This window comes from Shewanella sp. 125m-7 (genome assembly GCF_052977045.1).
In genome coordinates this window covers 43,256-59,434 of sequence record NZ_JBRILQ010000031.1, presented here as the reverse complement: position 1 = coordinate 59,434, position 16,179 = coordinate 43,256, and the positions used below count along the sequence as shown (strand labels likewise).

17 protein-coding genes are annotated in these 16,179 nt (G+C 45.3%); 11 read left to right on the top strand and 6 right to left on the bottom strand.

The genetic code is table 11. The features are described from left to right. Positions 1 to 286: 286 nt before the first annotated feature. From ACVBIL_RS14480 to ACVBIL_RS14450, 7 genes are all read left to right on the top strand, one after another. Positions 287 to 1,549, top strand: coding sequence for an efflux RND transporter periplasmic adaptor subunit (locus tag ACVBIL_RS14480; RefSeq protein ID WP_447167676.1), 1,263 nt, complete (start codon positions 287 to 289; stop codon positions 1,547 to 1,549). A gap of 19 nt (positions 1,550 to 1,568) precedes the next feature. Then, on the top strand, positions 1,569 to 1,847 hold the full coding sequence (locus ACVBIL_RS14475; protein WP_447167675.1) for a hypothetical protein: 279 nt from the start codon (positions 1,569 to 1,571) through the stop codon (positions 1,845 to 1,847). A gap of 79 nt (positions 1,848 to 1,926) precedes the next feature. Then, positions 1,927 to 2,658: an ABC transporter ATP-binding protein gene (locus ACVBIL_RS14470; RefSeq protein ID WP_447167674.1), complete on the top strand. Its 732-nt coding sequence runs from the start codon at positions 1,927 to 1,929 to the stop codon at positions 2,656 to 2,658. Positions 2,659 to 2,679: 21 nt separating this feature from the next. Beyond that, positions 2,680 to 3,981, top strand: a complete 1,302-nt coding sequence (locus ACVBIL_RS14465; RefSeq protein ID WP_447167673.1) for an ABC transporter permease — start codon at positions 2,680 to 2,682, stop codon at positions 3,979 to 3,981. A 26-nt stretch (positions 3,982 to 4,007) separates the two neighbouring features. After that, entirely contained in the window at positions 4,008 to 5,219 is a 1,212-nt protein-coding gene (locus ACVBIL_RS14460) for an ABC transporter permease (RefSeq protein WP_447167672.1), read from the top strand. Between the two features lie 105 nt (positions 5,220 to 5,324). Continuing rightward, a complete protein-coding gene (locus ACVBIL_RS14455) occupies positions 5,325 to 6,845 on the top strand; it encodes a sigma-54-dependent transcriptional regulator (RefSeq protein WP_447167671.1) in 1,521 nt (506 codons plus the stop codon). A 42-nt stretch (positions 6,846 to 6,887) separates the two neighbouring features. Beyond that, the gene (locus ACVBIL_RS14450) at positions 6,888 to 8,255 is read left to right on the top strand and encodes a sensor histidine kinase (RefSeq protein ID WP_447167670.1); all 1,368 of its coding nucleotides are present in this window, start codon (positions 6,888 to 6,890) and stop codon (positions 8,253 to 8,255) included. Between the two features lie 134 nt (positions 8,256 to 8,389). Here the strand turns inward: ACVBIL_RS14450 and ACVBIL_RS14445 are convergent, their stop codons facing one another. The 3 genes from ACVBIL_RS14445 to ACVBIL_RS14435 form a co-directional block, all read right to left on the bottom strand. After that, positions 8,390 to 8,626, bottom strand: a complete 237-nt coding sequence (locus ACVBIL_RS14445) for a DUF1272 domain-containing protein (protein ID WP_447167678.1) — start codon at positions 8,624 to 8,626, stop codon at positions 8,390 to 8,392. 86 nt (positions 8,627 to 8,712) lie between these two features. After that, positions 8,713 to 9,285, bottom strand: a complete 573-nt coding sequence (locus ACVBIL_RS14440; RefSeq protein WP_447167669.1) for a TetR/AcrR family transcriptional regulator — start codon at positions 9,283 to 9,285, stop codon at positions 8,713 to 8,715. 69 nt (positions 9,286 to 9,354) lie between these two features. Continuing rightward, entirely contained in the window at positions 9,355 to 10,782 is a 1,428-nt protein-coding gene (locus ACVBIL_RS14435; RefSeq protein WP_447167668.1) for a coniferyl aldehyde dehydrogenase, read from the bottom strand. Positions 10,783 to 10,971: 189 nt separating this feature from the next. Between ACVBIL_RS14435 and ACVBIL_RS14430 the strand changes: the two genes are divergently transcribed. The 3 genes from ACVBIL_RS14430 (at position 10,972) to ACVBIL_RS14420 (ending at position 12,413) form a co-directional block, all read left to right on the top strand. Continuing rightward, positions 10,972 to 11,352, top strand: coding sequence for an STAS/SEC14 domain-containing protein (locus ACVBIL_RS14430; RefSeq protein WP_447167667.1), 381 nt, complete (start codon positions 10,972 to 10,974; stop codon positions 11,350 to 11,352). 90 nt (positions 11,353 to 11,442) lie between these two features. Beyond that, a complete protein-coding gene (locus tag ACVBIL_RS14425) occupies positions 11,443 to 11,874 on the top strand; it encodes a universal stress protein (RefSeq protein WP_447167666.1) in 432 nt (143 codons plus the stop codon). A gap of 95 nt (positions 11,875 to 11,969) precedes the next feature. Then, positions 11,970 to 12,413, top strand: a complete 444-nt coding sequence (locus tag ACVBIL_RS14420; RefSeq protein WP_447167665.1) for a universal stress protein — start codon at positions 11,970 to 11,972, stop codon at positions 12,411 to 12,413. 184 nt (positions 12,414 to 12,597) lie between these two features. Here ACVBIL_RS14420 and ACVBIL_RS14415 read toward each other — a convergent pair whose 3' ends face one another. Genes ACVBIL_RS14415 through ACVBIL_RS14405 form a run of 3 tightly spaced genes read right to left on the bottom strand, consistent with a single transcriptional unit; the run spans position 12,598 to position 15,513 of the window. Beyond that, positions 12,598 to 13,176 carry a DUF924 family protein gene (locus ACVBIL_RS14415; RefSeq protein ID WP_447167664.1) on the bottom strand — a complete coding sequence of 193 codons (579 nt, stop codon included), beginning with the start codon at positions 13,174 to 13,176 and terminating at the stop codon, positions 12,598 to 12,600. 2 nt (positions 13,177 to 13,178) lie between these two features. Continuing rightward, positions 13,179 to 14,684 (bottom strand): PH domain-containing protein, encoded by a 1,506-nt coding sequence (locus tag ACVBIL_RS14410; protein ID WP_447167663.1) that lies wholly within the window; start codon positions 14,682 to 14,684, stop codon positions 13,179 to 13,181. Beyond that, positions 14,674 to 15,513, bottom strand: coding sequence for a PH domain-containing protein (locus ACVBIL_RS14405; protein WP_447167662.1), 840 nt, complete (start codon positions 15,511 to 15,513; stop codon positions 14,674 to 14,676). Before ACVBIL_RS14405 ends, ACVBIL_RS14410 begins: the two co-directional genes overlap by 11 nt. Positions 15,514 to 15,745: 232 nt before the next feature. On the opposite strand from ACVBIL_RS14405, the gene ACVBIL_RS14400 reads away from it, so the two are divergent. Beyond that, complete coding sequence (locus ACVBIL_RS14400) at positions 15,746 to 16,042, top strand: winged helix-turn-helix domain-containing protein (protein WP_447167661.1); 297 nt, start codon at positions 15,746 to 15,748, stop codon at positions 16,040 to 16,042. Positions 16,043 to 16,179: the final 137 nt, after the last annotated feature.

The following is a 16,179-nucleotide window of genomic DNA, read 5'->3' as shown; positions in this document are numbered from 1 at the left end:
CTAGAACTTAGAACTTAGAACTTAGAACTTAGAACCTAGAACCTAGAACTTAGAACCTAGAACCTAGAACCTAGAACCTAGAGCCGGACACTTTCCTCATATCGGACATTCCTTATATAAATCGGACACTTTTCAACAGTGTCCGCGGACACTTTTGTGGGTATCCTCGTTCTTTAATGTGTTAAGTCACTGTTTATAATTGGTTTGTTGTTTTTGGCACGCTGATTGTATTAATAAACCTATCGAAAGCGATAATGGCTTAGAACGGACACTTTAGGAAAAGCAGATGATTCAGGATACTAGCGGACAAGACACCATAAAGCAGCCAAGTAAGGCGGGTAAGTTCAAACGTCCGTTGATGTTTGGTATCGCGGCATTGCTTGTTTCTGGTCTCGTTTGGTCGAGCATGGATAGCGCCTCCATTGCCACCTCTATTAAACGTTCTGAACTGCGCTTTGCCACATTAGAGCGCGGCACTCTTATTCGTGATATCCCCACCACGGGCAAGATTGTTGCCGCGAATGCCCCCATTCTTTATAGCCCTGAACAAGGCTCAGTCACCTTAATTGCAAAGCCTGGTGATAGCGTTGAGCAAGGTGAAGTGGTCGCCAGTATCGAGAGTCACAAGTTAACTAACAGCCTTAAGCAACAAGAAGCCGTGCTTGAGGGAATGATAAGTTCATTGGAACGCGCCCGCTTAGAGGCTCGTCGTCAACAGCTTAGGGCGCAGCAAACGCTGGATATGGCCAAGGTAGATTTAGCGGCGGCAGACCGAGAGAGTCGCCGTGGCGATCAACTTATTGAATCTAAATTAATAAGCAGAATTGATTTTGAAAAGGGTAAAGATGATCTGCATAAAGCTAAGTTGCTATTTGCCCATGCAGGCCAAGAAGCGTTGTTGATGAAAGATACCTTAACGTTCGAGCTGAAAAACACTGCGCTGGAAGTTGATCGTCAGGCGCTAGTGGTGAAAGAGCTTGAGCGCCAAGTTGCAGCGTTGAATATTACAGCGCCCGTTGGCGGCATTATAGGTAACTGGTTGACGGAGCAAAAAGCGCGTATTAGCCAGAGCCAACCCATTCTTACCGTGGTTGATTTAAGTGCCTTTGAAGCCGAATTAGCCGTGCCAGAGTCTTATGCCGACGAACTGGGTATAGGTATGGCAGTAGAGCTGAGCTTTGGCTCTGTGACGGTATTGGGCGAGCTGTCTTCTATCTCACCTGAGGTGCGTAACCGTGAGGTGACGGCAAGAGTACGGTTTGAGCAAAACGATAATTTACAACTGCGTCAAAACCAACGTTTATCAGCAAGAGTGCTACTTGAGCATCGTCCTGATGTATTGATGGTCAAGCGTGGCGCATTTGTTACCAGTGGCGGAGGCCAACAAGTTTACGTAATGAGTGGTGAGATCGCTGAGCAAACAGAGATCCAGTTAGGGGCTCGCAGCATGAGCCATATCGAAGTGATTCAGGGCGGGCAGGTTGGTGATGTTTGGGTGACCTCAAGCATTGAGCCATTTAACAAGGCTACACAGGTATTAGTCCGCTAGGTAAGAAAAGGAAACTGTCATGAATAAGGTTATTAGTCAGGCGACAAACAAATTAGGCAAGCCCATGAATAAGCAACAACTCATTACCGCGGCAGTATTAATGCTATTGGTAATAGCGGTACAGGTTTCAACTGATAGAGCGGGTGACTGGATGTTCATCGGGCTCAATTTGATTGAAATCGGCGCCGGCGCACAATCAAACTTAACGGAGATGTCGGACGTTAGTGTTGCTGGTTGTGGGGTCGTTCAGCAACTACTTACCGCTGTTTTCGATACGCTGCAGACCTTTGTCGGCTAGCAGCGCATCGCTGTGGAGCTGCAGTCGTTACAGCATTTTATTATCAGATTAGATAGACAGAATTAAGGGAATATTAACCATGTTATCAATGAACAACATCAGCAAAGTATTTAAAACGGATTTAGTTGAAACGCACGCATTACGTGACTTTAACTTAGAGGTTAATGAAGGCGAATTTGTTGCGGTCACGGGGCCATCTGGTTCAGGAAAAACCACCTTTTTAAACATTGCAGGCTTACTCGAAGGCTTTACCCATGGCGACTATTTTCTGGATGGGGTGAATATTTCTAACCTGAGTGATAACAAGAGTGCGGCTATCCGTAATGAGAAAATCGGCTTTATCTTTCAGGGATTTAATCTTATCTCAGACTTGAACCTCGCCGAAAACGTTGAGGTACCACTGCGTTATCGTGGTTTTAACGCCAAAGAGCGTAAAATTCGTGTGGAACGAGCGCTTGAACAAGTTGGCTTAGCGGCGCGAATGAAGCACCTACCTACACAACTTTCTGGTGGTCAGCAGCAGCGAGTGGCGATTGCCAGAGCCTTGGCAGGCGAGCCGCGCTTTCTGTTAGCGGATGAGCCAACGGGTAACTTAGACAGCCTAATGGCGCGTCAAGTGATGGAGCTACTTGAAAATATCAATAAGGCGGGCACCACCATCATCATGGTCACCCATGATGCTGAGCTTGCGCGCCGAGCGCAGCGTAATATTCAGATAGTCGATGGTCAAGTGTGCGATTTCACCATGTACCAAGCTGGGCAGTCGGACCCAAAAGTGCAGTCTATCGCCGATGCAGTGTCAGTTGCTTAATCAACGGCTAGGGAGAGCATGATGTTTTTTTATTATTTGGATTTAGCTTGGCGCAGTATCAAGAAGACGCCTTTTTTATCTTTGTTGATGGTCCTCGCCATCTCTATTGGTATTGGTATCACTATCACTACGTTGAATATCTACAAAATGGCCTCGGTCAACCCTGCTGCCGAGCGTTCATCACAGCTGTTTTCAGTGCGTTTGATGAGTCAAAACATTGATACTTGGGAAGAGATCAACGAGCAAATTACCTATCAAGATGGCTTCAACCTGAGAGAAAGTAGGGTACCGGTTCGCCAAGCCGCGATGTTTCGCACCGGTCTTGCAGTGCAGACGGATGATGAGAACTTTTCGCCGATGCTAGAAGGGGTTCGCGTAACCGACGGTGATTTCTTTGAACTGTTTGATGTGCCATTTATTTATGGCGGTGTGTGGGATAAGCAGGTCGATAGTGAAGGTGGCTACAAGGTGGTGATTAACCAAGAGGTTAATCAAAAAGCATTTGGTGGGGGAAACAGTGTTGGTAAGACCTTACTACTCAATCGTAAGCCATATCAAGTGGTGGGGGTGATTGAAAACTGGAACCCAAATCCAAAGTATTATGACATTAATAATGGCGCCTTTAATGATTCTGAGCAGATCTATGTGCCGTTTTCTTTAGCGCCTATTGAAGAGTTTGAAAGCTGGGGGAATAACAACAGCTGGCGTCATGAAAATATCCAGAGTTATAGCGATAGGCTTAATTCAGAAATGCACTGGCTGCAGTACTGGGTAGAGCTTGATACTCCCGCATTGCAGCAAGAGTATCTGCAGTGGCTGTCTGCCTATGTTGAGCAGCAAAAGCAGCTAGGCCGTTTTGAGCGACCCGATGCCAGAGGTGAGATCTCTGATGTTGAAACTTGGCTGAACGTCAACAAGGTGGTTCCAGAAGATAATAAGATTTTGGTGGGGTTAAGTGCACTGTTTTTGATTGTCTGTTTGGTCAATATGCTTGGGCTGTTACTGGCTAAGTTTTTAAAGCGAGCCCCTGAAGTTGGGGTGAGACGTGCCATTGGTGCCAGTCGCATGCAGATCTTCTCTCAACACATAGTCGAAGTGGGCTTAATTGGTTTTTGTGGTGGCGCCTTAGGGCTACTTTGGGCTTGGACGGCGCTGCATTTCTTATCATCTAAGTTTGAGCTTGAGGCATCGTTGGCTCAGCTGGATCAAAGCATGTGGTTTATCGCACCGATTATTGCAGTGAGCGCTACCATTGTAGCTGGGATTTATCCCGCATGGCGTATCTGCAGCACCAATCCAAGTGTCTACCTAAAAAGTCAATGATTTACAGAGTGAGAAAGGAGCTTACGATGTTGCAAATTAAACCCATATTAAGCATGTTGATGCGTAATAAAAGCGGTCCTTTATTACTGCTTATTCAGATTGTTTTATCGGTTGCGATAGTGGCCAATGCCAGTTTTATTATTAGTGAGCGTATTGGCTTGATGAGCCGTGAGTCAGGGATTGCCGAGTCTGAAGTATTCGATTTCAGTATCTATAATTTCGATTCGAGTATCGAGCCGCTTAAACAAAACCCTCGCGATATCGAGATTATTCGTCAATTAGATGGCGTAAAATCAGCGACGTCTACCAGCATGACGCCACTTAGTGGCGGCGGCTGGTCATCGAGTTTTTCGCTAGGCACCAGCGAAGAGAACCGTAAAGATACACCCAGTGCAGCTATCTATTATGGTGATGAGCAGATGATCTCAACACTGGGTATCAAGCTGATAGAGGGGCGTAACTTTTATCCTGATGAGGTAAGAAGTGGTGGCCCTGAGCTAGGTAATTTGGCGATAGTGTCAGCAGCGTTTGCTAAGAAATCTTGGGGAGATGAGTCAGCACTTGGGCAGGTGATGTACCGCGGGAATGTGGGGGAAAGCCCGATGACGGTGATTGGTGTTGTTGAGCGTCTGCAAGGAGCCTGGGTAAACCACTCAAACTTTAATAACAGTGTGATTGTTAATGTGGAGCTGGCTTCATCGTTTACCAAGTTTCTGGTTAGAGCCGAAGAGGGCACATTAGTTAGTCTCAAAGAAACGATCCCCGCCGCATTGCATAAAGAGCATCCAAATCGTGTGGTGCGAGGGTTTACGTTAATTAGTGAACACCGCAATAAGGTGTATCGCAACCATGAGTTGATGGCGACTGTACTGTCAATGATGGTGGTATTACTGCTGCTTATCACCTCTTTAGGACTCGCTGGCATGGTGATGTTTAATATTGAGCGCCGTACTAAGCAGATTGGTACAAGACGAGCATTAGGGGCTAAAAAGCGCGATATTATCAGCTTCTTCTTAGTAGAGAACTATCTATTGTGTCTCGCGGGGGGACTGATTGGCGGCTTAATTGCGGTGCAGCTTGGTCAGCAGTTAATGAGCCTTTACAGTTTACCTAAGCTAGAGCTTATCTATCCGATAGCGACCGTAGCAGGCCTACTGGTTTTGACCACGATAGCAGTGATTTTACCGGCTCAAAAAGCGGCAAAAATTTCTCCGGCAACAGCGACGCGAAGCGTTTAGTCATATAAATTAATTGTTAGCCAAATGTGAGCTTTGCTTTAACTCTGTTTGGCTTTCAGTTAGTTTTATAGTTAGCCCTCTAAAAGAATAAATAATAAAGAGTTTATGGATACCATCCTAATTGTCGACGATAACCAAGCTGTGTGTAATGCACTGTCCTTAATGTTAGAGCTTAATGGTTACCAAACACTGACCTGTCTATCGCCAGAGATTGCCCTTGAGCTAGTACAACTACATGATGTGGCATTGGTGGTGCAGGACATGAACTTTACTCAAGACACCACCTCTGGTGAAGAGGGAAAAACCCTTTTTTACGCCTTTAGACTGCAGCAACCAAAACTTCCCATCATATTGCTTACCGCTTGGACCCAGCTTGAACTTGCAGTAGAGCTAGTCAAAGAGGGCGCGGCTGATTACATGGGCAAACCTTGGGATGATGCAAAGCTGCTGAACAGTATTAATAACCTCATTTCACTGCATCGATTGTCTAAAGAAAATGCGCAGTTAAGCCGTGTTGACAATCAACGTATGGTCGCGATTAAAGATGCCGATTTGTGCGGCATTGTTTTTAATAGCGGTGCGATGCAGCGCTGTGTTGATCTTGGCTTACAGATTGCGAAATCTGATGTGTCGGTGTTAATCACCGGCCCCAACGGCGCGGGTAAAGATAAGCTTGCCGATATTATTCATGCTAACTCTTCTTTAAAGCATAAGCCGTTTATTAAGGTCAATATTGCTGCGTTGCCGATGGACTTGCTCGAAGCCGAGCTGTTTGGCGCAGAGGCGGGGGCGTTTACTGGTGCCACCAAGGCACGCATTGGGCGATTCGAGGCGGCCGATGGCGGCAGCCTATTTTTAGATGAAATCGGTAATTTGCCATTATCGGGCCAAGTTAAATTACTGCGTGTATTACAAACGGGTGAGTTCGAGCGCTTAGGCAGCCATCAAACCCGTAAAGTGAATGTGCGGGTCATTAGCGCGACCAATGCTGATTTAGCCCAAGACATTCAGTCTGGACATTTTAGGGAGGATCTCTTCTATCGGCTCAATGTGATTGAGTTAGCGCTACCAGCACTTAATGATCGAATCGATGATGTGGTGCCATTAGTTGAGCACTTTATTGGTACCGATTTTTCATTGTTGCGGCAAACGGAGCTTGCGCTGCAAGCACATTCTTGGCCGGGTAATGTGCGTGAGCTAGAAAATGCCTGTAAACGCGCGGTGATCTTGGCAAATAGGCCTGAGTTGAGTGCTGAGGATTTTGGCTTAGCGTTACCAGCAGCGGTGAGCAAGCCCGTAACTGAAACGTCGAGTCGTGCTGCTGAAATGGCTCATGAATTGGCTCATGAATTGGCAATGAAAATGCCAGATGCTACATATAGCCCCTCACGCAATAATAGCTTAAGAGATGAAGCCTTAAACGACAGCAGCTCAAATGAGAAGAGTTCATTGAAGCGTTTCTCAGCACTGAAACTGGGTAAATCTGAGACAATACAAGCCGAAAAATCACATATCGAAGCTGCGCTCGAGCAACATAACGGCGTTATCGCACGAGTGGCTAAGGCTCTAGGCTTGAGTCGGCAAGCCCTATATCGACGCATGCAAAAATATGATATTGATAAATAGTGCTTTGTTATCTTTCATATTCCTAATTAGACATCACAATATATGAGCCAGAATATCGCTATTTCATTAAGAGTTAAGTTGATTGCGAGTACGGTACTTGCTTCTGCTGCGGGCCTGCTATTAGCCTTTACAGGCCTGTTATGGTTATCCCCTACAGAGTTGCAGCATAGCATGGCTCAACAGTCATGGTTGTATATAGTGGTATTTACGGTCTCGTTACTTTTAGTGGCAAGTGTCAGCTACTTTGGTACGCGAGGCTTAGCCACAAGTTTAATGGCGTTGGAGGTCGGCTTACTTAACTTCAAAGATAATGATTTTAGTGTGAGCCTTCCGGTAAGTGGCGACAGTCAATTACAGGCGTTAGCAAATTTGTTTAATGAGTCAGCACAGACATTACGCAAAGAGCGGCAGTATATTTATCAGCGTGAATTACTACTCGATAAGGTGATTCAAAGCTCGCCCAATGTGATGTTGCTGCTCGATGATGAACAGCGGGTTATTTACGCCAATGATGCGGCGCGCCATCTATTTTACGATGGTCATAGAATTGAGGGCATAAACCTAAGTCAGTTATTAAAAGATCTATCCCCCGAGTTAGTTAATGCCCTAAGTAATCCCAAGGATGGCTTGTTCTCATTCGTCGGCGACACCGACGGTAATGATGCAGAGACCTGGCATCTTTCCCGAGGCCAGTTTTTACTAAACGGGCAGTTTCACCACTTAGTGCTATTAAAGCAGATGACCCGAGAACTAAACCGCCAAGAGGTGGCGGTATGGAAGAAGGTGATCCGTATTATCAGTCATGAGTTAAACAACTCGGTGGCGCCGATAGCCTCAATGGTTAACTCTGGGCGTATGATCACCAAAGATTTAAATGATCCTAAACTTAAGCTTATCTTCGATACCATTGAAGATCGCACCAGTCACCTGAGTCAGTTTATCTTTAACTATGCGCGCTTTGCTAAACTGCCGCTCCCTAATAAAACGCCAGTTGATTGGCAGAGCTTAACTCAACAGTTGAAGCAACATTATCAATTTGAATTGCTAGGAACCTTGCCCACATCGGAAATTTACTTTGATCTCATTCAGATGGAGCAAGTACTGCTTAACCTGCTAAAAAATGCCCACGAGTCGGGTTCAGAACTAGACAAGATCACCTTAGAGGTTAAAGACTCAAACTTATCTGATAATACTCAAGGACTATGTATTAAGGTAAAAGATGCGGGGGGGGGGATGTCGGCCGATGTATTACGGCAAGCTCTACTGCCTTTTTACTCTACAAAGCAGTCTGGTACAGGATTAGGTTTGCCTTTATGTAGAGAGATAATTGAAGCTCACGATGGACGAATTAGCCTACATAATCGTGATGATAAAGGTTTGTGTGTGAGCTTGTGGCTACCTAACGCTTAGCGTGGCTTAGCGTGGCTTAGCGTGGCTTAGCGTGGCTTAGCGTGGCTTAGCGTGGCTTAGCGGCGTAATAGGTTGCGACGAGGCAAGTGTTTGGAGGGGAAAGCATCATGCAGACCCCAACAGAACCGATAAATCTAACTTGTGGGTGTTAACAGGGGCTCAGTTAAACAGAGTGTTTTTAAGTTAGCACTAGGCACTTTGAAGGGTTTGATTAATCTTGGTGGCCTAATAACTAACGTACCTTGGCAGTGTTCGCAGATAAAATGTAATTTCTCGCAGCAGCTTTTACAGTAAGTGCACTCGAATGAGCAGATATAAGCGATATCTTTACGTTCTAGCTTAGTTTCGCACAGCTCGCACTTAGTCTTCATTCTTAACATATTCACTCCTTTGAATAACTATCCATAACGTCATAACCGCTCTATGCCTTATCCATGAGTTGTTATTGGTTAACTAACTAGACTTTCATCGCATTCCAAAACATTGCAAAGCTTGCCTGTCTATACTGCTCGTCGTTCCATGCTTGCGGATTATCAAGAAAGAAGCGTGTGGCAGCAATATATTGGCCATGGCAACTCTCTAGCATCAAGGGTAGTGGATAATTAGCGAGGATGCCTGATTTTTGTCCCTGCTGGATAAGCTCTCCCATAAAGCTCAAAATACTGTGCATCGCCTGTAGTCTGACGTCTGATGAAATCGACGGTGACATCGAGTATTGCTGGAAAAACGCCTGTTTTAACGGATTAGCCATAGCCCAATTGATGGCGACTTGCCACAGATGCTGAGCATCTGCTTTTAAGTCGCTCTGTTGCCTCACCTGTGCCTGAATCGCATCGGCAAACTCCTGCTTGATAGACAGAAATAGGTGGTTCATCAGCTCCTCTTTTGAAGAAAAGTGATGGAATAAGGTGCCCGTTGCGACCCCGGCTTGCTTTGCTATGGAAGCGGTAGAAGTCGCATAAACGCCTTGGCTGACAAAAAGTGTCAGCGCGGTGTTTAATATGGCTTGTTTCTTGTCGATGGGACTCATTAAGTTGGCAGCCTAACTTAAATTTATAAAAGTAAAGTTTATGAGAGCAAAGCTCACAAAAGTATAAGGTTAACGTAAGAAAAACTTCATCAATAAGCGCTGGATAACCCCACCATAAGGAGGGTGTACCAGTTTACCTGTATTGAGGAACTTACCGCGGCTCAATACTGTTTTTGCATGGCTTAGGGTTAAGAAGCCTTCTTTACCGTGATAGTGGCCCATGCCTGAGGGACCGATTCCGCCAAAGGGGGCATCGTCGGCGGCGACATGGAATACAGTTTCATTAATACACACGCCACCTGAGTGAGTATTTGCCAGTACGCGCTGCTGGGTATCTTTATTAAAGCTCATCAGATACAGGGCCAGTGGGCGCGGGCGCTGATTGATGTAGGAGATGGCTTCTTCTAGGCTATCGTATGGGATCACGGGTAAAAGTGGACCAAAAATCTCCTCTTGTAGCAAAAACATATCATCTGAACTGTTTTGAATCAGCTGGGTTGGCACCTTGCGCTTATCTGTATTAATCGCTTCATCGTTTGCGCTAGTAATCATGGCTCCCTTGGCTTTAGCATCTTCGAGTACATGCATAATTCGGTCAAATTGGCGTTGATTAATCACGCTGCCGTAATCTTTATTGTCACTGACTTTGCCATACATGCTGGTAAATTTTTTCTTATAAGCTTGGATAAAGTTATCTACCTTGGCGCGCGGTACTAGAACATAATCAGGTGCGACACAAATTTGCCCAGCATTCAAACATTTGCCATAGATCATACGTTCAACAGCGATATTCATGTCGATATCATCGGCAACTATCACCGGAGATTTTCCGCCAAGCTCAAGGGTCACCGGCGTGAGATTATCGGCAGCGGCACGCATCACGTGGCGGCCAACGGTGGTTGAGCCCGTAAACAGCATGTGGTCGAACGGCAGCGCTGAGAATTCTGCAGCAACCTCTGCCTCTCCTTCAACACACACCACGTGAGTGTCATCAAAGATACTGCTGAGCATCGCCTTGATGACTTGATTGGTCTCAGGGGTGAACTCAGACAGTTTGATCATGGCGCGGTTGCCAGCGGCAAGTGCAGTAATTAATGGTCCAACCGAGAGCATGATAGGGAAGTTCCATGGCACGATAATGCCGACAACACCTAATGGTTGATAATGAACCTTTATTTTAGCTGGCGCGAGTAACAAACCTGCGTGGCGAGAGCTTGGCTTCATCCATTTTTTTAGGTGTTTTAGGCTGTAATTGATGTTGTTAATGCATGGCATGATGTCAGAGATCATGCTGTCATCTACTGAGCGGTTACCGTAGTCGCGATTAAGGGCTGCGACGAGCTGCTCTTGATAGCTGAGAATGGCGGCTTTAAGGCTTTTTAGGTGTTCAACTCTGGCGTCATAAGCGGGTGCGGGCTCGTTTAAATAGCTACTACGCTGTTTACAGAGCATTTGTGAGAGTGGTTGCGCAGTCTGATTGTCGATATGCATATTCATTAGCTTAGCTCCAGAGTTGGTTTTTAAATAACCGACTGATTAGTCGGTCTGATAGTAGTGAAGTTTGGATTAAAGGTCAAATACCCGATAAAAACGTGACGGAGATCAAACTCTGTTCTCGTCAGAGTTTTAAAATCGTAGTAGGTAAAGGTCTTATGGTAAGCATTCTTACAAACTAAGGAGCATCAAATGAGTCGTGATAGACATGGCATATCGGTGGGAATAGAACGCAGCGGGAGTAAGTTCTATATGACGTTTGTCGTAGTCGGTAAGCTTACCCATGAAGATTATGAATATATGGTGCCTATGTTGGAGTCTGCAATTGCCGGTGTTGAAGATGCTGAAATTAATGTACTCGCGGATATAACTGAACTTGATGGCTGGGAGTTACGAGCGGCGTGGGATGATCTCAAAGTCGGTGTTGCTCACGGTAAAGCCTTTGAGAAAATCGCCATTGTGGGTGAGGGGAGCGTACAAGAGTGGATGGCAAAAATTGCTGACTGGTTTACCCCTTACGATGCCAAGTTTTTTGAGAGTAAAAAAGAGGCGCGTGAGTGGCTTAATGACTAATCTTATTATTTAGGGTTAGCGCCTGTGCCATAAAGCAGTATTCACCATGGCAAAAGTGAGTGAATAGGTTCATGTTTGGAGGAAATCGTTATGCGAACACGTCAAATTTTATGTCCAACGGACTTTTCTGAAACTGCTTCTCATGCACTAAAGTATGCGATTGAAATGGCTAACTTATACCATGTAGGCTTACGCATTGTGCATGTGATTGAGCAGCCGATGGGGGTCGACAATTATCAAATTCTTACCGTTACGCCAGAAGAGCTGGCCAAAAGTATGGAAGATAATGCGGCTGAGAATATGAAGCAACTACTGACTGAGCTTAGGAGTGAACTTTCGGTTGAATCGGTTATTCGCCATGGCAGTGCAGCCGAACAGATCCTGAGTGAGGCTGAAGGTTCTGATGCTGGGATGATTGTTATTGCGAGTCACGGTCGTACTGGGCTGTCGCACTTTTTGCATTCTAACGTTTCAGAAGCCGTCGCTAATCGCGCACGATGCCCAGTAATGGTAGTCAAATAGCAGTGTTGTAAATTGTTCACTTTTTCCGTAACGCAGTGAACGCTTAAGTTAGCGCTAGAAGCTGTTAAGCGACTCGCTTGTATTGAGGATAGGTTATGCGAACTCGACAAATTTTATGCCCAACAGACTTTTCACAGACGGCATCCCATGCATTAAGTTATGCCATCGAAATGGCAAATTTATATGGGGTGAGTTTAAGGCTAGTACATGTAATGAGTTCGCCATTTAGTGAGCATCATTACGGCATTGCCGTTGAGTCAGTAGAACAGCTTGATCTACAAATTGAAGTCGCGGCTGATAACAATTTAGAAAAGCTAAAATCACAGGTTTTGCGGGAGCTAAACCACGGTTTAACAGTAAAAAGTGTATTGCGCAAAGGCGATACGTTAGATCAGATTTTAGAGGAGGCTGAGGTTGGAGAGATAGGGATGATTGTTATTGCTAGCCATGGCCGTCATGGGATTGCCCATTTGCTAAATCCAAATATAGCAGAAGCTGTTGCCAATAAGGCTAAGTGCCCAGTATTGGTGGTGAAGTAATAGTTAACGCTGGCTCGATTATTCGGACATAGGCTATATCGACGCTCGTTATATGAAGCTCCAATGTATTGAGCATCACTGTTTCGCTTATCTGTGAATTTTTGCTCGCCTGTTTATAGATAAAAAAATAGCCACTGAGTTGTATCAGTGGCTATTCTTTGGTTAATAATGGCAAAGGAAGGTATTAAAAGCTTGATCCTGGCTGCTGTAAAAAGGCAAGCTCCTCAGCGGTCGACTCTCTGCTCAAAACCGAATTGCGGTGAGGGTAGCGGCCAAACTTATCGATAATCGTCTTATGCCTTAATTCAAAATCCAAGTTCCCCTGAGCCGCCTCTCGGCCAAATAACCTTACCGCCACCTCATGGATAACTCGAGACTCGCTATGCATGTAGGGCATAAACAAAAAGGGCACATGTTTGGCTTTGAGCTCGGCATCGGTATTGAGTGCCACAGCCTCTTGGGCCAGCACTAACGCAACACTATCGGCGGCAAAAGACTGCGGTGTATCACGATAGATATTACGAGAGAACTGATCTAAGACGATGATCTCGGCAAGTCGTCCTTTTGGAGTCGCGCGCCAATGATATAGCTCACCTTGTTTCGCTTGTTCCAGCAAATTGGCAAAACGCTGCTTGATGACAGCATCAAACTCCAGATCTTTAATCCACCATTGTTTGGGGTCAATCTCTTCAAACCAAAAGTGAAGAACCATATCAGGGGTGATTGCTTGTTCAGAAGTTGGTGCCGGGGCCGTTGTGTTCATAGCTATATCCAGTTTCGGTGATCGTTATGAATAAGCGCAAGCGATCGCTCAGCAATCTCGCGCGCGGTGATGATAGAAATATACGGTATTTTTACTGTACCACTTGCAAGACCAATTTCAAGGTTGGCTAAACCACAGCGCTGCTGGTTTGGTGATTGAGTAATGGCAACGTGCTGTACTTTGCTAAGAGCAATGAGTTGCCATGCGTGGCCGAGTAATCCTGAATGAAACCATAGGTTATTAGCTTCAAGCACATAGCCAAATTGACGATATCTTAGATAAATACCCAGACAAAATAGTCCCGCGGCTATCCAAAGAATGTCGGTAAAGAGGTTTAGGCCTAAAAAGTAAGTGTTAATTGCTGGCACTAATAATGGCAGTAAGCCGCGACGCAAAAACCAACCTAAGTGAATATGTTGATAGCTTTTAGGCAAGGATATCGCCGTGGCTTCAATGCCTTTCAATTTTGGCAATAGTGCAGCAATATCTTTAGCCGTCATGCTTGGTACCAGCATATTGGTATTACCTTGGGTTTCAATTTCATGGCCTTGGACTTGTTTAAAGTAGACCGTCCATAGTTTGAGTAAGCGGCCTACCAACGGCTGATAGAACTTAATAACTTGTATGCGCTTAATGGCAAGGGCATCGTTTTGTTTGGCAATAATTCCGCCAGTGCGGTGCAGAGTGTTGCCGCTGCGGCTGAGTCGATAAGGTGCGTACTTTAGTACCGCAGAGCTGATAGATAAAATCGAAAATAGTAGATAAAACAATACTAACGCCATTGCAGCAAATAGCACTTGCAGCAAGATACTTACCGCGATATTGATATCGTACCAGGCCCAAAAAGATTGCAGCAGCTGCAGGTTTTCCATCGACTCCCAATCAAGCTGGCCCAAAATAGGCCCTAAAATAACCGCCAGCCAAATGGCATTATTTTGATATAGACCGAATAGCACTAGCTGTTTGAGGCTCTTGCGGCTGAGAGTATTGAGCTGTTTGCCAGTCTGCTTACTATTACCGGCTTCACTATGTTGATAAGCGTGGGCATCGTGTTCGGCCATTAATTGCTTTTTAAGACTAAGGGCATCCTTGTAAGCTAAGGCCGACAGTTCGGCTTCATTTCCTTTAGAGCCTGCGGTTTCGACCACTAGGCGATAGAGTCCCATAGGGCGAAAGTAAAGCGGCTGCTCTAAGCGTACATTTTGAATTTTACTAAAAGGCAGTTCATCGGCTTTCTTAAATATGATCCCATGCCTGATAATCAATTTGTCGGCTTCAACTCTAAAGCGAAACTTAAGCCATTGCAGCACACTAAAGATGAAGATTGTGCTGATCACGGCAACCATAGCAACAATAACCCAAGGGCTGCTAAACCCTTGTTGCCAGCCGGTATACACCACCGGAATGAGCGCATAGCCGCTGCTGAGAAGCTGTTTGGTGGCCAGCAAGGTAAAGCTGATGATTGACCAGGCTGATAGCGATGACCACAGGGAAAATTTATGTGTCATCGTGAGTGTTTTCCTGAGGTTTACCACCTTGCTCTCTACTTATTTCATCGCCTATATCATTGCGTTGAGCACATGGCTCAAGTGAGGGGGCTGGTGAGGGGGCTGGTGCGGAGTCAGGTGCTAAATCTGCTTGTGTGTTAGCGACTGCGCGAGTGTGCCTATTCACTTGAGCCGCTTGGGCTAGCAGATGTTGACGCAGATGTTCTGCCGCTTGCTGTTCAATGCCGGGCAGTTCAATTTCAGCTGAACCACTTCCGGCACTAAAACACTTTATGGTGGCTAACTTGAAGTGACGCTCTAATGGGCCATGAGAAACACTAACGTGTTGCAACCTTGAGTAAGGTAAAGAGGTGCGCTTTACCCACCAAAAACCTTGTTGCATTATCAACTCATGTTCACAACTGGCGTAAGCTAACGATTTGGCATGACGGTAGCGCAAATAGCCCACTGCAGAGATAAGAAGAACGACCGCGGTGAGAATAATGAGCACCATCTGTAAGCTCAACTCACCCGGGAGAATGACCCCCAAAGATGCGGCAATAAATAACAGCCCGCCAAAGATCAAGCTTTCGGTTAATACCTGAGTGTAATGGTTATCGTCTACTGGCTGTAGAGCAACTTCATCGAAAGTTTGCCATTGATTCGCGTCGACAGGAATGTGTGAAGCGCTGATGTTGTGCTTTGATACTAATTGAGTTTTTTGCTCTGTTGATAACGATGCGCAGCTTTGCTGTTCAAGGGGCTGTTGAGTGGTAATCACGACTTCTGCTGCACTCGTTATTCCATCTGACGTCTTGTGTTTGGCGTTAGCCGGTCTTGAATTATCCATTTCACTTTCCGTTTCTATGTCGCAGCCCATTACCAAGCTCATTTAACAGCCTAGTGGGGGCTCATTATCTCAATCGACTATATCAGGATGGCATGCTGTATCGCCATAGGAAGACATATTTAGCAACATATTGAAGTTAAGTCATCGTGGGAGCAGATTGTGACTTGTTATTTATTGTCATTCACGTAGTTTATCGGCAATGCCCTTATCGAAAGAAAAATAATAGAAAACCATGAGCCTCAACTTTACAGAATCTAAACAGCAAAAAGCTTTTTTACGAAAGCTCTATATCGCTTATTTGATTGATAGTGAAAGACATAATTTGTTGTCTTTGCATAAGCAAACCGAAATGCCACGCCGTACCTTGCAAGACGCGATAGTTGCATTGGCAGATTTGGCGATTGAGTGTGAATTCATTCAAGACGGTGAACGTAATAATGCTGGTTTCTATCGCATTAACCACTGGGGCGCGATTGACCGAGAATGGATTGAGCTGCATATCGCAGAGATAAAAAGTCAGCTTAGCTAACTATTTTCTATTCTTCGTTTTTTATGTTCGTGTTGCATGTTTATGGGGATATTTTCGATCCCCTACCATTCTTTGTTTCTCCCTCTTGTTGATTTAACACAAAATTAAGCATTGAACACTACACTGCGCGATCCTTT